The following is a 17,071-nucleotide window of genomic DNA, read 5'->3' as shown; positions in this document are numbered from 1 at the left end:
CCCCGAGGATACGGAGAACACAACCATGAACCAGCAAGCCGAACCGTTCCTGAAAGAGGTTCAGGAACTCGACGACTTCACCCAGGTGCACGTGTCGCGTCCGCACGAGTCCGCGCATCTGCACGTAAGCGGCCGCGCGACCTACACCGACGACATTCCCGAGCTGGCCGGCACGCTGCACGCGGCGCTGGGACTGTCGTCGAAGGCGCACGCGAAGATCGTCTCGATCGCGCTCGACAGGGTGCGCGCGACGCCCGGCGTCGTCGCGGTCTTCACCGCCGACGACATCCCCGGCGTCAACGACGTCGGCCCGATCGTTCATGGCGACGATCCGATCCTCGCCGACGGCGTCGTGCAATACGTCGGCCAGCCGATGCTGATCGTGGTCGCGACGTCGCACGAGGCGGCGCGTCTCGGCGCACGGCGCGCCGAGGTGGTCTACGAGGAACTGCCGGCGGTGCTGAGCGCGCAGCAGGCGCGCGCCGCGAACCAGTTCGTGCTGCCGCCGATGAAGCTCGCGCGCGGCGACGCCGGCACGAAGATCGCGCGTGCCGCGCATCGCGCGGCCGGTGAGATGTGGCTCGGCGGCCAGGAGCAGTTCTATCTGGAAGGGCAGATCTCGTACGCGGTGCCGAAGGACGACGACGGCATGCACGTCTACTGCTCGACCCAGCATCCGACCGAAATGCAGCACCTCGTCGCGCACACGTTGGGCGTTGCATCGCATAACGTATTGATCGAATGCCGGCGCATGGGTGGCGGTTTCGGCGGCAAGGAATCGCAGTCGGCGCTGTTCGCGTGCTGCGCCGCGCTCGCCGCGTGGAAGCTGCTGTGCCCGGTCAAGCTGCGCCCGGATCGCGACGACGACATGATGGTGACCGGCAAGCGTCACGATTTCCACTACACGTACGAAGTCGGCTACGACGCAGAGGGCGTGATCGAAGGCGTCGCGGTCGACATGACCTCGCGCTGCGGCTTTTCCGCCGACCTGTCGGGCCCGGTGATGACGCGCGCGCTGTGCCACTTCGACAACGCGTACTGGCTGTCGGACGTCTCGATCGACGGCTTCTGCGGCAAGACCAACACGCAGTCGAACACGGCGTTTCGCGGCTTCGGCGGCCCGCAGGGCGCGTTCGCGATCGAGTACATCCTCGACAACGTCGCGCGCTCGTGCGGCGTCGATGCGCTCGACGTGCGCCGCCGCAATCTCTACGGCAAGACCGAACGCAACCAGACGCCGTACGGCCAGGTGGTCGAAGACAACGTGATTCACGAGCTGATCGACGAGCTCGAAGCGACCAGCGACTATCGCGCGCGCCGCAAGGAGATCGACGCATTCAACGCGAACAACGAGATCCTGAAGAAGGGCCTGGCACTCACGCCGGTCAAGTTCGGCATCGCGTTCAACGTCACGCACTTCAACCAGGCCGGCGCGCTCGTGCATATCTACACCGACGGCTCGGTGCTCGTGAACCACGGCGGCACCGAAATGGGCCAGGGGCTGAACACGAAGGTCGCGCAGGTCGTCGCGCATGAACTCGGCGTCGGCTTCAACCGGATTCGGGTGACCGCGACCGATACCAGCAAGGTCGCCAATACGTCTGCGACGGCCGCGTCGACCGGGTCCGACCTGAACGGCAAAGCCGCGCAGGACGCCGCGCGCCAATTGCGCGAGCGGCTCGCCGCGTTCGCGGCCGAGCGCTTCGGCGCGGGCAGCGTGAACCCGCGGGACGTGCGCTTCGCGCATGATCGCGTGATGGTCGGCGAGGTCGCCGTGCGGTTCGAGGAAGTGGTCGCGAAGGCTTATCTCGCGCGCATCCAGTTGTGGTCCGACGGCTTCTACGCGACACCGAAGCTCTACTGGGATCAGTCGAAGCTGCAAGGACGGCCGTTCTACTACTACTCGTATGGCGCGGCGGTATCGGAAGTCGTAATCGACACGCTGACCGGCGAAATGCGCGTGCTGCGCGCCGATGCGCTGCACGACGTCGGCGCCTCGCTGAATCCGGCGCTCGACGTCGGCCAGGTGGAAGGCGCGTTCATTCAGGGCATGGGCTGGCTCACCACCGAGGAGCTGTGGTGGGACGCGGGCGGCAAGCTGATGACGCACGCGCCCTCGACGTACAAGATCCCGACCGTCAACGACGTGCCGCCGGTTTTTAATGTCAGGCTGTTCAGGAACCGTAACGCGGAGGACAGCATCCATCGTTCGAAAGCGACCGGCGAGCCGCCGCTGCTGCTGCCGTTCTCGGTGTTTTTCGCGGTACGCGACGCGGTGTCGGCGGTCGGCGGCCATCAGGTCAATCCGCCGCTCAATGCGCCCGCGACCAGCGAGGAAATCCTGAAAGCGGTCGGCGCGGTGCGGGCCGCGACGGCGGCCGCGCGGCAGGCGTGATGGCGACTGGCAAACGAGTTGGGAGCGCAATATGGAAGCACGCCTGAATTGTTCTCCGGGCGGGAGCGGACCCGAGCTTGCACCGCGGCCGGCGCCGATGCACATCGTGCTGTTCGGCGCGGGACACGTCGGCCATGCGCTGGCGCATCTGCTTGGCAGCCTGCCGTGCGTGGTCCAGTGGGTCGACGAACGCGACGAGCTGTTCCCCGACGAAACGCCGCCCAACGTGCAGGTCGAAGCGACCGACACGCCCGAGGCGATCGTCGACGCGGCGCCGCCCGGCGCGTGGTTTCTGGTGATGACGCACAACCATGCGCTCGATTTTTCGCTGGCCTCGAGCATCATGCGACGGCGTGATTTCAGCTACTTCGGCATGATCGGCTCGAACACGAAGCGCGTGAAGTTCGAGCGGCGACTGCTCGAACGAGGCGTGGAGTTGGAGCGGCTCGCGGAGATGACCTGCCCGATCGGCGTCGAAGGGATCGTCGACAAGGCGCCCGCCGCGATCGCGATTGCGGTGTGCGCGCAACTGCTGCGACTGAGGACACGGCAGGCCGCGACGGTTCATGCGTTGGGGCAAGCCGCGAGCCACGTCCGCGCAACGGAGCAGATCACGGTTTAGGCCATACGGCGCAACGGGGGCTTGCGCGCGACCAGCTCACCCGACACCTCGGACATCAACGTCCTCAGCCAGCCGATATCGCTCGGTCGATCCGGCTGCGGATGCCACAACTGATAGCAGCGGATGCGCGGAAACGCGATCGGCACGTCGACGACCGCGAGCGGCAACATGCTCGCGTAGTGCATCGCGAAGCGCCGCGTCGTCGTGAAGATCAGATCCGATTGCAGTAGCGTCTGCGCGACGAGGCCGAAGTAGGGCAGCGTCGCGACGATGCGCCGGCTCGCCTTCGCCCGCGCGAAGCCGGTATCGATCGCGCCGCCGCGCGCGCCGCTGTAGGGTGTCGGCGCGAGATGCGGCGCGGCCAGATAGGCTTCGCGGGTGAGCGGCTCGTGTGTCAGCGGATGGTCCGCGCGCATCATGCACACGACGGTATCGGCGAACAGGTCGCTGCGCTCGAAGCGCGGATCGGGCTTCGGCCAGTTGCCGATCACCAGATCGAGTTCGCCGGCGTCGAGCGCGGCCGAATGATCGAGCAGCGGCCCCAGCGATTCGATTTCGAGCCGCGCATGCGGCGCCGCTTCGCGAAACCGCGCGATCACGGTCGGCATGAAGAAGTCGTTCAGATAGTCGGGCGCGGCGACGCGAAAAGTGCGGCGCGAGCGGCCCGGGTCGAAATCGCCATGCGGCGTCGCGACGAAATCGACATCGCGCAACACGCGCTGCGCGGCCGCGAGCAGCGACTCGCCGTATTCGGTCGGCACCATACCCGACTTGCCGCGCACCAGAATCGGATCGCCGAGCGTGTCGCGCAGCTTGCGCAGCGCGGTGCTGATCGCGGGCTGGGTCTGGTTCAGCCGCAACGCGGTCTGCGTGACGCTGCGCTCGACGAGCAGCGTGCGCAGCACGCGCACGAGCCAGATATCGAGTGAGGCGGCGGTGTCGTCCATGATCGAAGCGTGGTGGCGCGGGCGCTGCCGATGAGCTCGCCGCGCGGCGCGCGCGTGGGGTGCGAAAGCTTAACCTTAGGCGCGTTTGCGCTTCGGCGGCATAGCGGGCACGGTATGGCCGGCATCAGCGCGACGCCTGCCGGCATCGATTCGTTCGGGCCGAAGCCGCAACCAGGGCGCGGCCCGCAGCGGCCGCCGTGTTATGCCGGTGTTGGTTTGTCCGGCAGCCCCCACGGTAGCGAACTGATCCGCTTCACCTCGCGCGATTCGAGCCAGTTCGGCGTGCGCGCACAGTACAGCACCATCGGCAGCGCGTCCTCGCCCCAGAACAGCTGATCGTTCAGACGGAACGTCGGCACGCCATAGACGCCGAGTTCGACCGCATCGGCGGTATTGCGCTGCAATTGCGCCTGCACGGCTTCGTCCTGGATCAGTTCCGGGCCGTCCGGCTTGCCGACGCGCTCGCACAGCTCGGCGAACGCTTCGTCGCTCGACGGATCGCGCCCCTCGCGCCAGATGAAGCGGAAAATCTCGCGCACGAATTGCACGTCGCCGTTCGCGGCGGTCGCGAGCAGCAGCGGTTTGATCGAATCGAACGGATGGGCGGGCGGCATTTTGTACGGAATGCCGAGCTGCTCCGCGCGAAACAGCGCGTGCCGGTACATGAAGGTGCGCTTGGCGGGCACGCTGTACGCGGAGCGCTGGCCCCAGTGGCGATACAGATCGTTCAGCACGACCGGCGTGAACGCGAAGTCGAAGCCGGGCCATTTGTCGTATTGCTCGAGCAACAGGTAGGTGAACGGCGAGACGAAATCGTAAAACCACTGCCGCTGTTGGGCGTCGATGCCAACGGTCATAAATGTCTCCCGGATTGCCTGTGTCGGACGATGCGGACGGTGCGTCCGTTACCTCATCAAAATTGTAGCGATCTTACGCGGTGCGGTCCCGGCTTGCATCGGTCGATATCCCCTGGTGGCGGTCGGTGGGCGTAGGTTCCGGCGGAGTCGTCAGAGGCGCTCAGCCTTTGACTTTATCGGCCGCCAGCTCGTCGACCTCGTCCAGCCCGCCCTGCGTGTCGCGGCTTTCCGTGAGCCGCCGCCGCACGAAGCCGATGTGCTCGCGCAGCACGTAGAACTGGTCCGCGTACGCGAGCGGCATCTTCATGCCGTTGACCGAGTCTTCGATCGCGTCGAGCCGCTCGATCAGCGACGCGCGTTCGGCCGACGCATGTTCGCCGAGCGCGCTGCGCTCGATCGCGATCAGCGCGCCATACCAGCGATAGATGCGCGATTTGACGCGCCACGCGTACAACCCGGGCACGATGCGCAGCGCCGGCACCAGCAGCACGATCAGCGGCACGATGATCACCAGCAGGCGGTCCGCGAGACTCGCGATCCAGAACGGCAGCGTTCGGTACAGGAAGCTCTTGCCCGACTTGTAGTAGCGCGCGGCGTCGTCCGAAAGCGGGAAGTCGTGCGCGAGCGGGGCGGGGAATTCGCCGGCGCGCTGCAACGTCGTCGCGCCGCCGTGCACCTCGCGCGCGGCTTCGATCAGCAGATCGGACAGCGCCGGATGCAGCGAATCGCGCGCGATCAGCTCGGCGGTCGGCGCGACGATGCTGATCGAGTTCGCCGGCAGGTTCTTGCCGAGGTCGAAGGCGCCCATCGGCACCTTCAGCTGCGTCAGGTACGGAAAGCGGCGCGTGTACGCGTCGGCCTGCGAAAAATCGTAGAAGCGCACGTTCTGCGTGCGGTAGAGCTTACCCATCACGGCCGGCTGCGCCGAGTCGCCCGCGAGGAAGGTCGCGTCGATCGTGCCGTCGATCAGCGCGTCGGCGGCGGCGTCGCCCGTCAGCGGCAGCAGTTGGGTCGGACCGCCCGGCACGATGCCGTTGGCCTTCAGCAGCGCGAGCGCGAGTTCGCGCGTGCCGCTGCCCTCGGGGCCGATCGCGAGGCGTTCGCCCTTGAACCCGGACAGCCAGTCGACGGGGGCGCCGCGGTAGAAGATCGCGAGCGGCACGTAAGCGACGCTGCCGAGCGACATCAGGCTTTTGTCCTTGTCCACCGCGGCGGGCGCGATGCCGCTCTGCACGAAGCCGACGTCGACGTCCGCGTTCGGGTCCAACAGCCGCTTCAGATTTTCCTGCGAGCCCTGCGAGGCCAGCACGTTCAGCGTAATGCGATTGCGCGCAAGGATCGTCTTGTACTTCTGCGCGGCGATCCAGAAGGTGCTGCCGACGGGACCGGCGCTAATCGTCAGCGTATTCGGCGGGGCGGGTTGGATCAGCCGCACGGCGGCCCAGATTGCGACGATCACGAGCAGCACGAGCGGGCCGAACGAGACCGCCAGGTCGCGCCACGAGATCGCGACAAAACGGGCGACGAGATGGGTAGGGCGGGTGCGGCCGGTGTCAGGCTTCATCGGATCATCTGAAAGCGGCGGTCGATCGGGCTCGAATGCGCGAAGGCGGCGTGGGCGGCGCGCGCCAGCACGCGTCGCGCCGATGGTACCTGAGATTGGCGCGGCCGCGAAACGCGTAGCCGCCCGTCACGCCGACAAACGCGTAACAAATGGTGAGCACCGCGGTGAACGCCGGCATGAGCGCTGGCATGATGCCCGTGCAAATTCTTGCGCGACCACGGAGCGTGTCTGCTTCTATCCGGCACGCATGACGCACCCGCTGTCGGCGCGCCACGCCGCGCGCTAAATCCTTTGCGCTTCTGTGCCGGCTAGATTAAATTGTGCATCGCTACCGCGATCCAACGTTTGCGGCGCGACCCGGCAAGACGGACAAGAACCGGGTGCGTCGGCGGACGTCGCGGTTTGCCGGTTGCCGGTAATCAGCCTCTCTCGCCTCTTGCACATCGTGTCACAGCCGTTGATGGCCGTCGCTCACGCGCGCGTTCGCGCGATGACGGCCGCCCGTAGTCGTAACAATGCCGCTTGTTCATGCGGTCCAATGTGAAGCCAAGGAGAAGAGAGCTATGAAGACGGTCGGTTTTCTGAAAGCACTGGGTCCGGTGGTGGCGATGGCGGTGGCGTGCAACGTCTACGCCCAAAACGCTCCGGCAACCGATACGGCGTCGGCGGCAGCCGCCGTCAAGGCCGGCAAGGCAGCGAATCACGAACTTGGCCGTAAGGTGCGCCACGCGCTGACGAAGACCCAGGGTCTCGACGTGTCGCACATCGCCGTGCGCGCGCGCGGCGGCGCAGTGACGCTGACCGGCTCGGTGCCGACCCAGGGACAGATCGATGCGGCCGGCGAAGCCGCCAAGGGTGTCGACGGCGTAATGTCAGTGTCGAACAAGCTCAAAGTGGTGCAGCAGTAAGCGGTACGCGTGCGCGCGGCGCCGCAAGGCCCGCGTCGCGCGGTGGTCAACCTGGAGGCTCTGGCATGATCGCCGGAGCTTTTTTTTCGCCGCCGGTTTTATGGCGCGGCACTCGCGAGGTTTGCGGGACCGCAGCAATGCGGCTTGCCGCACGCACAGGTCCTGATGGAGGCGCGGCCGTCGCGGATTCGTGCGCTGCGACACATTACCGCCGCATCGCAAAGCGTACTGTGACCAAGAGGGAAGGGGGAGCCAAGGTCATGGAAACCACGCTGTTTCGCTATATCGATCTGCCGATCGGCGATCGCGCGGCATTCGAACTGGTGTGCGCGCGACACGGTTTCGCGCCCGCGCATTTCGACATCAGCGCGAGTGTGGCACCCGGTGAGCCGGCGCACGAGCGGGTCGTCACCGTGCGGCGCGGCAACTGGTCACAGTCGTATTACGACCGCCACGGTCAGTGGGTCAGGCAGTTCGAGGCCGATCTGACCTGCCGGTTTTTCAAATAGACACGGGTTGCGGCGTGCGCGCTCGACGCGTCTTCACCGCCTCACGACAACACCAGCCGCACGCCGACCAGCGTTAGCGTCGCGGCGAGCAGATTGCGCAGCAGCGCGTCCGGCGCGCGCGAGGCCAGATAGCTGCCGATCGCGATGCCGGGCAGCGATCCCACCAGCAGCGACAGCAGCATCGACCAGTCGATCGAGCCGAGCAGCCAATGTCCGGCGCCCGCGAGCAAGGTCAGCGGCACCGCGTGCGCGATGTCGGAGCCGACGATGCGCGTCGTCGGCAGCATCGGATACAGCAGCATCAACACCGTCACGCCGATCGCACCCGCGCCCACCGACGTCAACGACACCAGCACGCCGAGGGTCGCGCCGGTCAGCATGGTCAGCGCGAGCGTGCGTGCCTGGCTCGGCGCGCGTTGCTTGCGCGCGCCGAGCGCCGCGAGCTGCGGACGGAACACCAGCGCGATCGCGGTAATCAGCAGCGCCGCGCCGAGCACGACCTGGATCAGCCGGCCCGCGCCAGGCGTATCCATTCCATAGCGATGCAGCAGGATCAGCGTGACGGTCGCCGCGGGCACGCTGCCGGCCGCGAGGCGCAGCGTGACCTGCCAGTCGACCGAGCCCTTCAGTCCGTGCACCAGCGTGCCGGTCGCCTTGGTGGCGGCCGCGTACAGCAGGTCGGTGCCGACCGCGGTGGCAGGGTGCACCTTGAACAGCAGGACGAGGATCGGCGTCATCAGCGAGCCGCCGCCGACGCCCGTCAGCCCGACCAGAAAGCCGACGAACAGGCCGGAGACGGAGTACAGCAGATCGATGTGGGGTAGAGCCATTGAACGGACAGCTGACGCAGCGCGGGTGAAGGGTTGGGGCGGCAAGGCCGGCGTACGCGCCGGGGCGGGTGGGTGCGGCGGCGTGCGGTGCGCTGCACGGCCGCGTCGGCCGGCGCCTCAGCGGCGAAAGGCGCTATTGTCGCAAAACTGCCGCGCCAGCGTGCGGCACTTGTTCAGGGGGAGCGCGTCGCGGCTGGCAGCGGGCTGCGTTCGCCGTGTACGGCGCTGATGTGCCGCATGGCGTGTGAGGTGCCGCTCAGAGCGCGCGGCGGATTTCGACGACGCCGAACGCCGCGAGCGTGAAGCCGACCACGCGATCGATCGCGGCGCGTAGCCTGCTGCCGATCGCATGACGCGCGAGCGACACCATGGTCACCAGACAGCACCACCACGCGATCGAGCCGGCGAACACACCGCCGACCGTCGTCAGCGCGATGGCCGGCGAGAACGCGCCGCGCGGTGCGAGCGTCGTGAATAGCGCCGCGAACATGATGACGGTCTGCGGATTGGTCAGCGTCAACAGCAGCGCGCTCGCGTACGCACGCAGCGCGCCGGCGCGGCCGATCTGCGCGAGCTTGCCATTGCCATTGCCGTTGCCGTTGCCATTGCCATTGCCATTGCCGTCGGCGGTTTCAGCGGGCGGCTTCTGCAGCAGGGCGCGCACGCCGAGATACAGCAGGAACAGGCCCGCGAGCAGATGCAGCGGGCGGTCGTACGCGAGCATGAACTGCGAAATGCCGACGAGGCCGAGCGCCGCGATCAGCCCGTAGGCCGCGTCGCCGCTGGCGATGCCGAAGCCGATCGCGAGTCCCGCGCGCGGACCGCCGCTCAGCGTTCGGCGGATGCACAGCATGCCCATCGGGCCGACCGGCGCGGCGATCGCGAGGCCGACGCCGGCGGCCGTGAAAAACAGACTGGTGGTGGACATGGGCAGGTTCTCGAGCGTTGTTCTGGTTGGGGCGGTCGCCTGCGGGCAGCCGGCGCACCCGCCAGCATAGCCATCCCGAAAATCGCGGGCAAGGGCGGGGATGGGTGAGACTCGACGCGCGATGACTCGCTTCAGCGCATCGGCCGGCATGGCGATGAAAGCGGACATCGCCGCGCTCGCTTACAACGGCTCTTTTGTCAGAAAAACAAAAATGCCGCTCAGTTGCTCAACTGAACGGCATTGCGGCTCAATGCCGCTTTTTTTGTTTGGTCGTGATATCGGGAAAAAATCGCCTAAAAATGAGATGGCCAGAGCAATCGTTAATATCTGTCAAAAAAGTTTTATCTCAAATTAATGTCGTTGACCGTGACCACGTTTAGGTGGTTAATTCTCCGAGTGTTCTCTGGAAAATCAGAAAAGGTCAAATGGGACGACAGAAACAAGATGGTACCGTGGGCAAGGGAGAGTGCGAGCTTTGCCGTATCACCTATTCAATATACTCAAACTTCCCACCAATGCCGTCCGCAATGGCGCTGAACGTCGAAACCGGCGAATGGTTTCCGTTCGATAGGCTGAAGTCGTATTCAAACGGTTACGACATGGCTGAAGCCCTGGGTTACGCATGGGCGTGCGATTGTCGGGGGCGTAAAGCAACGCCAGCGCTGACTTCGAAGGTTCGCACTGGCGTGTTGGCAGTACAGTCCGAAGCTGCACGGCACGACGAGCAGTTCACACTTCACGATGCGAACGGCAGGCCGCTCGCCAGTACCTATTACACCGTGCGTCTTTTGTCAGGCGCTCTGCATCGCGGCACCACTGATTCTCAGGGACGCACCGAGCGATACGAAACAGAAGGTGCTCAATCCATGCATATCTATCTTGGTCATAGAGAGGTGGCGTAATGCCTGATGCGCTTGGAACGGCAGTAACAAACACGGTCCCGAATTCATGCGTAGTTGTCCAATCGGATAGGCTTTGCAAACCTTGGGTTGCGTCAAGCCAGATTTCAACCTTCCTGGCGGTATGGGAGAGCGGCAGATTGAACGGCATAACACGAATTTTTCATTCGGATCGCTCACACATCGACGTGCCCGTTTCAGAGGGCTTTATTCTGGTTGTCTATCCCGATGATCGCGGAAATCCTACGGTGGGTTGCGGCCATCTGGTCTTGCCGGAAGACAATCTGCACCTCGGGCAGACAGTATCAGTTCAACGCGCCAGAGAGTTTTTGAAGAAAGATTTGAGGCGAACAGAACGGGCCATAAATGCAAAAGTGCATGTACCGTTGTTTCAATACGAGTATGATGCATTGGTGAGCATTTCTTTTAATGCTGGAGCAGGCCATGCTGCGGACGAATTGACGCATCGCGTAAATCAGGGGGACTACCGAAATATTCCGAATTACATAAAAGGATTTCGCTGTTCCTCGAGCTTGCACCAACGCCGGGAAACGGAGGCTAGAGTATTCTATGAAGGTGTATATGATGCATCTCATTAGAATAATAGCTGTGCCGCTTATCCTGATTTCGACATTGCTTTTTCTTGACTCAATTGTGCTGGGTAAAACAATTTACTCGGTGCGGTTTGACTACAAAAAAGCAACGCCATCATCGGTTTATTTTAGTGGGAAATCGCGCGAAGAAATTGACCGCCTTTGCAAGACCGGTGAGCACGCGTCAACTGCCGATATCGCTGCATGCAGCCAAAGGAATTTCGAACAAATTTCCGCGCAATTGAATTCTACGATTAAACCGTTGGAAGCTGAGTTGAGGAAAGGCGATGTTGATTTGAAAGCCGATAACAATCCTGTTGCATTGCCTTATTTTGAGAAAGGACAAAGGGCATGGGTCCAGTATCGCGACAACCAGTGTTACGCTGAGACCTATTCATTAGGCGAAGCGTCGATGCGTTATATGACGTTTTGGGATTGCATGGCGCGCATAACGAAAGAGCGGATAAGCGATCTGAAGAGCGCGGAAGACTAACGAAAGGCACCCTCGCCTCAAATACGTCGCCCTGCTTTGCGGGGCTTTCCATTCGAGCGTCAAGTGTGCTTGTTTCTGCGTCGCTTCGGCATCATCGAGTGGCACGCCTTGGCGATCACACGCATTGCTGAAAATCTGCGAAGCCGCAGTGTGGCGCCGGTACGTGAAGCAGTTCGAGCCGTGGAGGATCAGCCGGAAGCGTGAGCGCCCGCAGATGCGCTTCGTCGATGCGTGGCGGCGCACGGCGGCGACAAATGTGCGATAAAGACCGGAGCCTGGCGCCATTCAACACGACGTTCGAGCCGTTCCGCAAGCGCCAGAAATCCCTCCACAGTTTTCAACGATCAACCATAATTTCCCCCACCCCCAACCCACGAATCCGCTGCGCCGATGTGGCAAATCGATCAGGTGACGCTGCGCTTGTTCATCGCCGTGTGCGAGGAAGGCACGATCGCGCGCGCGGCCGAGCGTGAGTTCATCGCGCCGTCGGCGGTCAGCAAGCGGCTCGCCGATCTCGAAGCGCTCGTCGATGTCGCGTTGCTGTCGCGCAGCCAGCGCGGCGTGCGCGCGACCGCCGCCGGCGAAGCGCTGTTGCGCCACGCGCGGCTCATCATGCGCGGCCACGAACGCCTGCAGGCCGAACTCAGCGAGTATGCGGCCGGCGCGCGTGGGCATGTGCGCGTGCTCGCCAACGTGTCGTCGATGGTGGAGTTTTTGCCCGAGGCGTTGTCGGCGTTTCTGCAGGCGAATCCGGCGATTCGCGTCGACGTCGAGGAGCGCGTCAGCGCGGACATCGTGCGCGGACTCGAAGAGGGTGTGGCCGATCTGGGCATCTGCCGCGACACGGTGCCGCTCGGCAGTCTCGACACGTTGCCGTATCGCGCCGACCATCTCGCGCTGATCGTGCCGCGCGCGCATCCGCTCGCGGGCGAGACGCAGATCGGCTTCGAGCAGACGCTCGGGTTCGATCATCTGGGGCTCGCATCGAATGCATCGGTCAATGCGCTGATGCAGCGCATCGCGCTGGAGAAGGGCAGCGAGTTGAATTACCGCACCTATGTATCGACGTTCGACGCCGCCTATCGCTTCATCCAGGCGGGTCTCGCGGTCGCGATCCTGCCGCGCGAGGCGCTGCCGCGCCATGCGGCCGACGAGTACGGCATCGTCGCCGTGCCGTTGCGCGAGGTTTGGGCCGCGCGGCGCTTCGTGATCTGCATGCGCGATCGCGCGGCGCTGACGCTGGCGGCCGCGCGATTGCTCGAACATCTGCTGAGCGCCAGATAAGACGGGCGACACGCCTCGTCACCCGCGCCTTCGCCACCTCCCCAGACAAACCCCTAAGCATTTCACCCAGGCGAGCGCCAAAGCCCGCCCCATCGGCCTGAGCGGCCATCGCGAGCGGCGATGGTGTGCTTCGTCAAAGCAGACTTTGCCGCGCGTCGTCACGCGGGCACGCTGTGACCCAGTCAGCGCATCACTTCCATCCAAGGGGCCTCTGAAGCCCGCGTCCACGACCAGGATTCCAACCAATGAATGAAACCCGCGAGCGCGTCGTCGTGACCGAAGTCGGTCTGCGCGACGGTCTGCAAAGCATTGCCCGCATCATGTCCACCGACGACAAGCGGCGCTGGATCGACGCCGCCTACGCGGCCGGCGTGCGCCACATGGAAGTCGCGTCGTTCGTGCCGGCGAAGCTGCTGCCGCAAATGGCGGACGCCGCCGACGTAGTCGCCCACGCCCGTAGCTACGACGATCTCAGCGTGAGCGCGCTCGTGCCGAACCTGAAGGGCGCGCAGCACGCGCTCGAGGCTGGCGTAGAGCGCATCGTCGCGCCGATTTCGGTGAGCGCCGCGCATAGCGCCGCGAACGTGCGCAAGACCCCCGCCGAGATGATCGACGCGTTCGCCGCGATGCGCGAGCTGATCGATGGCGCGCCCCTGGCAGGTGGGCGCCGTGTCGAGTTGATCGCCGGTTTGTCGACGGTGTTCGGCTGCACGCTGCAGGGCGCCGTGCCGTACGCGGATATCGCCGCGATCGCGCGCGCCGCGGTGCAGGCCGGCGCCGACGTGATCGCCCTCGGCGATACGACCGGCGAAGCGACGCCGCATCAGGTCGGCGAGGTCATCGAGCTGGTGCGCGACGTCGCGGGCGACAGGCTGCGCTCGCTGCATTTCCACGACACGCGCGGCCTCGGGCTCGCCAATACGCTGGTCGCGCTGCAGCACGGGATCCGCGAGTTCGATGCGTCGCTGGCTGGTCTCGGCGGCTGTCCGCATGCGCCGGGCGCAACCGGCAACGTCAATACCGAAGACCTCGTGTTCATGCTCCACAGCATGGGCTACGACACCGGTATCGACATCGCCCGGCTACTCGCATCGCGCGCGGTGCTGGCGCAAGCGCTGCCGGGCGAGCCGCTGTACGGCTATCTCGCGCGAGCGGGACTACCGAAACAGTTCGCGCACGCGCAAGCGGTCGCGCGCGACTCCGCCAGCTACGCCGAATCTTTGCGTTGTCCCCATTCTTCCGTTCCGCAGGTGCCGCAATGACTCCGCTTTCCTCCGCTACTTCAGCTTCGTCGTCGACGTCCTCGCCGCAGCCGGGTACCTTGCCGCTCGCGGGCATCCGCGTGATCGAGTTGTCGCATATGGTGATGGGTCCGACCTGCGGCATGATTCTCGGCGACCTCGGCGCCGAAGTGATCAAGGTCGAGCCGCCGCGCGGCGACAGCACGCGCCGGCTGCTCGGCACCGGCGCGGGCTTTTTCCGCACCTTCAATCGCAACAAGAAGAGCGTCGCGCTCGATCTCGACAGTGAAGCCGGTCTCGCCGCGCTGAAGCAACTCGTCGATAGCGCCGACGTCTTCGTCGAAAACTTCAAGCCCGGCCGCATGGCGAGTCTCGGCCTCGATTACGCGACGCTGCGCGAGCGCAATCCCAGGCTGATTTACGTGTCCCACAAGGGCTTTCTCAATGGTCCGTACGACCATCGTCTGGCGCTCGACGAAGTCGTGCAGATGATGGCGGGCCTCGCGTACATGACCGGTCCGGTGGGCCGTCCGCTACGCGCGGGCAGCTCGGTCAACGACATCATGGGCGGCATGTTCGGCGCGATCGGCGTGCTGGCGGCGCTGCACGAACGGCACGCGAGCGGCCGCGGCAAGGAGGTGCAGAGCGCGCTGTTCGAGAACTGCGTGCTGCTCTCGGCGCAGCACATGCAGCAGTTCGCGGCGACCGGCGTGGCCGCCGCGCCGATGCCCGAGCGCATCAGCGCCTGGGCCGTCTACGACGTGTTTACGCTCGCGCACGGCGAGCAGATGTTCATCGCCGCGACCGGCGACGCGCAGTGGCGCGCGCTGTGCGCGATTCTCGAACGCGACGATCTGCTCGCCGATGCGCGCCTCGCGACCAACAACGACCGCGTGCTCGCGCGCGGCTGGCTGCTGCAGACGCTCGGCGAAAGCCTGAGCCGTTTCGACGGCGCGACGCTCGTGCCGCTGTTCGAGCGCAATCACATTCCGTTCGCGTCGATCACGAAGCCCGAGGAGTTGTTCGACGATCCGCACCTGAACGCGAGCGGCGGCCTCGTGCCGCTGACGCTCGACGACGGCAGCGAAACCGCGATGCCGTTGCTGCCGATTTCGCTCGACGGTGCGCGTCTCGGGCCGCGTCGGCCGATCGCGAAGATCGGCGAGCACACCGTCGAGGTGCTGCGCGAACTCGGGTTCGACGACGCGCGGATCGCGGAGCTCGGCGGTGGCGTGCAATCGCGGGCGCCGCGCGCGGCTGCGTGAGCGTCGTGCCGCGCTTGACCCGCTGCAGCGGGCAATAGACCAATAATTCTGGAGACAGACGATGAAATCGTCGAATCAGGCGATGTACTCAACGGCGCTCGGCGATGCCGGCGCGCTCGACGGCTCACCCACGGACGCGGGCGCGGATGCGGCAGGTTCGGACCGCGCCGGCGCGATCGCGCTCGACGGCGCGCGCATTTCCGCGCGGCTCGACCGGCTACCCGCGACCCGCACGATCTGGCAGCTCGTGATGCTGCTGAGCTTCGGCATGTTCTTCGAACTCTACGACCTGATGTACTCCGGCTATATCGCGCCGGGACTCGTGCACAGCGGCCTGCTGACGGCCACGACGCGCGGCCTGTTCGGCACGAGCGGCGTCGCGAGTTTCATCGCCGCGCTGTTCGCGGGCCTGTTCATCGGCACGGCGGCCTGCGGCTTTCTCGCCGACCGCTTCGGCCGGCGCGCGATCTTCACCTGGTCGCTGCTGTGGTACACGGCGGCCAACGTCGTGATGGCGTTCCAGCACACGGCGCTCGGATTGAACTGCTGGCGCTTTATCGCGGGAGTCGGCATCGGCGTCGAGATCGTCACGATCGGCACGTATATTTCCGAACTTGTGCCGAAGCACATTCGCGGGCGCGCTTCGGCGTGCTCGCAAGCGGTCGGCTTCTGCGCGGTGCCGATCGTCGCGTTCCTGTCGTATCTGCTGGTGCCGCAACGCCTGTTCGGTCTCGACGGCTGGCGTGTGGTCGTGCTGATCGGCGCGATTGGCGCGATCGTGGTGTGGTGGATTCGCCGCGGCTTGCCGGAGAGCCCGCGCTGGCTCGCGCAAAAAGGCCGCCTCGACGAAGCCGACGCGGTGATGACGCGTCTCGAAGCACGCGTCGCGCGCGAGTATCGGCGCCAATGCGGCCTGCCGTTGCCCGAGCCCGCGCTGCCCGAACCGGTGCGCGCGCGGGCGGCGTTTCGCGATCTGCTGGTGCCGCCGTATCGTAAGCGCACGCTGATGCTGATCATCTTTCACGTGTTCCAGACGATGGGCTACTACGGCTTCGCGAACTGGATTCCGACGCTGCTGATGAAGCAGGGCATCACGGTGACGACGAGTCTGATGTACGCGAGCATCATCGCGATCGCGGCGCCGCTCGGGCCGTTGCTGGGGCTGCTGATCGCCGATCGCTTCGAGCGCAAGACCGTCATCGTCTGCATGGCGGCGGTCAACGTCGTGTGCGGACTCGCGTTCAGCCAGGCGCGCGAGACGGTGCTGCTCGTGAGTCTCGGCGTGTGCCTTGTGCTCGCGGGCAACATCATTTCATACAGCTATCACGCGTACCAGGCCGAACTGTTTCCGACCGGCATCCGCGCGCGCGCGGTCGGCTTCGTCTACTCGTGGAGCCGGATTTCGGCGATGTTCTCGGCGTTCGTGATCGCCGCCTGCCTCGGTCGCTTCGGCGTGAACGGCGTGTTCGTGTTCATCTCGGGGGCAATGGCGATCGTCATGGTCGCGATCGGTACGCTGGGACCGAAGACGCGCGATGTCGCGCTCGAGGATCTTTCGAAGTAGCTAGGGCCTGTTCACGCTAATAACGGGCTTGCGCTGGCCGCCAGAAGGGCCGAGCGCAAGGATTGCGACGCAACGAATACTCGATGTATTCGCAAGGAGCATGACGCGGCGATCGGCCCTTCTGGCGGCCAGCCCCTTGAAGGTTTTTTAAAACAGGGGAACATGCCTTTCC

17 protein-coding genes are annotated in these 17,071 nt (G+C 65.1%); 12 read left to right on the top strand and 5 right to left on the bottom strand.

Annotated features, from left to right (window positions below):
• Positions 1-25: 25 nt before the first annotated feature.
• Entirely contained in the window at positions 26-2,395 is a 2,370-nt protein-coding gene (gene xdhB, locus HWY30_RS18355; protein ID WP_090803226.1) for a xanthine dehydrogenase molybdopterin binding subunit, read from the top strand.
• 31 nt (positions 2,396-2,426) lie between these two features.
• Positions 2,427-3,017 (top strand): xanthine dehydrogenase accessory protein XdhC, encoded by a 591-nt coding sequence (gene xdhC / locus HWY30_RS18350; protein ID WP_090803228.1) that lies wholly within the window; start codon positions 2,427-2,429, stop codon positions 3,015-3,017.
• On the opposite strand, the gene HWY30_RS18345 is transcribed toward xdhC, so the two are convergent.
• The 3 genes from HWY30_RS18345 to HWY30_RS18335 all read right to left on the bottom strand — a co-directional run bounded on the left by HWY30_RS18345 (position 3,014) and on the right by HWY30_RS18335 (position 6,385).
• Complete coding sequence (locus tag HWY30_RS18345; protein ID WP_090803229.1) at positions 3,014-3,964, bottom strand: LysR substrate-binding domain-containing protein; 951 nt, start codon at positions 3,962-3,964, stop codon at positions 3,014-3,016. The two genes, xdhC and HWY30_RS18345, sit on opposite strands and share 4 nt — an antisense overlap.
• A gap of 200 nt (positions 3,965-4,164) precedes the next feature.
• Positions 4,165-4,821 (bottom strand): 2-hydroxychromene-2-carboxylate isomerase, encoded by a 657-nt coding sequence (locus HWY30_RS18340; protein ID WP_090803231.1) that lies wholly within the window; start codon positions 4,819-4,821, stop codon positions 4,165-4,167.
• A 160-nt stretch (positions 4,822-4,981) separates the two neighbouring features.
• The gene (locus HWY30_RS18335; RefSeq protein ID WP_090803232.1) at positions 4,982-6,385 is read right to left on the bottom strand and encodes a TAXI family TRAP transporter solute-binding subunit; all 1,404 of its coding nucleotides are present in this window, start codon (positions 6,383-6,385) and stop codon (positions 4,982-4,984) included.
• 563 nt (positions 6,386-6,948) lie between these two features.
• Between HWY30_RS18335 and HWY30_RS18330 the strand changes: the two genes are divergently transcribed.
• Positions 6,949-7,293, top strand: a complete 345-nt coding sequence (locus tag HWY30_RS18330; protein ID WP_090803235.1) for a BON domain-containing protein — start codon at positions 6,949-6,951, stop codon at positions 7,291-7,293.
• Positions 7,294-7,553: 260 nt separating this feature from the next.
• Entirely contained in the window at positions 7,554-7,802 is a 249-nt protein-coding gene (locus HWY30_RS18325) for a hypothetical protein (RefSeq protein WP_090803237.1), read from the top strand.
• 41 nt (positions 7,803-7,843) lie between these two features.
• Here HWY30_RS18325 and HWY30_RS18320 read toward each other — a convergent pair whose 3' ends face one another.
• The gene (locus HWY30_RS18320) at positions 7,844-8,632 is read right to left on the bottom strand and encodes a sulfite exporter TauE/SafE family protein (RefSeq protein ID WP_090803240.1); all 789 of its coding nucleotides are present in this window, start codon (positions 8,630-8,632) and stop codon (positions 7,844-7,846) included.
• Between the two features lie 256 nt (positions 8,633-8,888).
• Positions 8,889-9,560 (bottom strand): LysE family translocator, encoded by a 672-nt coding sequence (locus HWY30_RS18315; RefSeq protein ID WP_090803241.1) that lies wholly within the window; start codon positions 9,558-9,560, stop codon positions 8,889-8,891.
• Positions 9,561-9,681: 121 nt separating this feature from the next.
• Between HWY30_RS18315 and HWY30_RS18310 the strand changes: the two genes are divergently transcribed.
• The 8 genes from HWY30_RS18310 (at position 9,682) to HWY30_RS18275 (ending at position 16,899) form a co-directional block, all read left to right on the top strand.
• Positions 9,682-9,915, top strand: coding sequence for a hypothetical protein (locus HWY30_RS18310; RefSeq protein ID WP_143037141.1), 234 nt, complete (start codon positions 9,682-9,684; stop codon positions 9,913-9,915).
• Between the two features lie 172 nt (positions 9,916-10,087).
• Positions 10,088-10,462, top strand: coding sequence for a hypothetical protein (locus tag HWY30_RS18305; RefSeq protein WP_341809934.1), 375 nt, complete (start codon positions 10,088-10,090; stop codon positions 10,460-10,462).
• The gene (locus HWY30_RS18300; RefSeq protein WP_090803245.1) at positions 10,462-11,058 is read left to right on the top strand and encodes a lysozyme; all 597 of its coding nucleotides are present in this window, start codon (positions 10,462-10,464) and stop codon (positions 11,056-11,058) included. The genes HWY30_RS18305 and HWY30_RS18300 overlap by 1 nt, the downstream gene beginning before the upstream one ends.
• On the top strand, positions 11,042-11,545 hold the full coding sequence (locus HWY30_RS18295) for a lysozyme inhibitor LprI family protein (RefSeq protein WP_167368624.1): 504 nt from the start codon (positions 11,042-11,044) through the stop codon (positions 11,543-11,545). The genes HWY30_RS18300 and HWY30_RS18295 overlap by 17 nt, the downstream gene beginning before the upstream one ends.
• 390 nt (positions 11,546-11,935) lie before the next feature.
• A complete protein-coding gene (locus HWY30_RS18290) occupies positions 11,936-12,829 on the top strand; it encodes a LysR family transcriptional regulator (protein WP_090803247.1) in 894 nt (297 codons plus the stop codon).
• 245 nt (positions 12,830-13,074) lie between these two features.
• A complete protein-coding gene (locus HWY30_RS18285; protein WP_090803249.1) occupies positions 13,075-14,091 on the top strand; it encodes a hydroxymethylglutaryl-CoA lyase in 1,017 nt (338 codons plus the stop codon).
• Positions 14,088-15,335 (top strand): CaiB/BaiF CoA transferase family protein, encoded by a 1,248-nt coding sequence (locus HWY30_RS18280; protein WP_090803250.1) that lies wholly within the window; start codon positions 14,088-14,090, stop codon positions 15,333-15,335. The genes HWY30_RS18285 and HWY30_RS18280 overlap by 4 nt, the downstream gene beginning before the upstream one ends.
• Positions 15,336-15,396: 61 nt before the next feature.
• Positions 15,397-16,899 (top strand): MFS transporter, encoded by a 1,503-nt coding sequence (locus HWY30_RS18275; protein WP_090803252.1) that lies wholly within the window; start codon positions 15,397-15,399, stop codon positions 16,897-16,899.
• The last annotated feature ends 172 nt before the right edge of the window (positions 16,900-17,071 follow it).

Source organism: Paraburkholderia tuberum STM678 (genome assembly GCF_902833905.1).
Classification (GTDB): Bacteria; Pseudomonadota; Gammaproteobacteria; order Burkholderiales; family Burkholderiaceae; genus Paraburkholderia; species Paraburkholderia tuberum.
The sequence above is the reverse complement of the archived record's forward strand: the minus strand, read 5'-3'. Positions and strand labels throughout refer to the sequence as shown.

Bases quoted from the DNA above. Each gene is read 5' to 3' on its own strand.
- HWY30_RS18275 (WP_090803252.1), top strand. From the start codon at position 15,397: ATGAAATCGTCGAATCAGGCGATGTACTCAACGGCGCTCGGCGATGCC.
- xdhB (WP_090803226.1), top strand. From the start codon at position 26: ATGAACCAGCAAGCCGAACCGTTCCTGAAAGAGGTTCAGGAACTCGAC.
- HWY30_RS18285 (WP_090803249.1), top strand. From the start codon at position 13,075: ATGAATGAAACCCGCGAGCGCGTCGTCGTGACCGAAGTCGGTCTGCGC.
- HWY30_RS18330 (WP_090803235.1), top strand. From the start codon at position 6,949: ATGAAGACGGTCGGTTTTCTGAAAGCACTGGGTCCGGTGGTGGCGATG.
- HWY30_RS18315 (WP_090803241.1), bottom strand. From the start codon at position 9,560: ATGTCCACCACCAGTCTGTTTTTCACGGCCGCCGGCGTCGGCCTCGCG.
- HWY30_RS18290 (WP_090803247.1), top strand. From the start codon at position 11,936: ATGTGGCAAATCGATCAGGTGACGCTGCGCTTGTTCATCGCCGTGTGC.
- HWY30_RS18325 (WP_090803237.1), top strand. From the start codon at position 7,554: ATGGAAACCACGCTGTTTCGCTATATCGATCTGCCGATCGGCGATCGC.
- HWY30_RS18335 (WP_090803232.1), bottom strand. From the start codon at position 6,385: ATGAAGCCTGACACCGGCCGCACCCGCCCTACCCATCTCGTCGCCCGT.
- HWY30_RS18310 (WP_143037141.1), top strand. From the start codon at position 9,682: ATGACTCGCTTCAGCGCATCGGCCGGCATGGCGATGAAAGCGGACATC.
- HWY30_RS18280 (WP_090803250.1), top strand. From the start codon at position 14,088: ATGACTCCGCTTTCCTCCGCTACTTCAGCTTCGTCGTCGACGTCCTCG.
- HWY30_RS18320 (WP_090803240.1), bottom strand. From the start codon at position 8,632: ATGGCTCTACCCCACATCGATCTGCTGTACTCCGTCTCCGGCCTGTTC.
- HWY30_RS18295 (WP_167368624.1), top strand. From the start codon at position 11,042: ATGATGCATCTCATTAGAATAATAGCTGTGCCGCTTATCCTGATTTCG.
- HWY30_RS18305 (WP_341809934.1), top strand. From the start codon at position 10,088: ATGGCGCTGAACGTCGAAACCGGCGAATGGTTTCCGTTCGATAGGCTG.
- xdhC (WP_090803228.1), top strand. From the start codon at position 2,427: ATGGAAGCACGCCTGAATTGTTCTCCGGGCGGGAGCGGACCCGAGCTT.
- HWY30_RS18300 (WP_090803245.1), top strand. From the start codon at position 10,462: ATGCCTGATGCGCTTGGAACGGCAGTAACAAACACGGTCCCGAATTCA.
- HWY30_RS18345 (WP_090803229.1), bottom strand. From the start codon at position 3,964: ATGGACGACACCGCCGCCTCACTCGATATCTGGCTCGTGCGCGTGCTG.
- HWY30_RS18340 (WP_090803231.1), bottom strand. From the start codon at position 4,821: ATGACCGTTGGCATCGACGCCCAACAGCGGCAGTGGTTTTACGATTTC.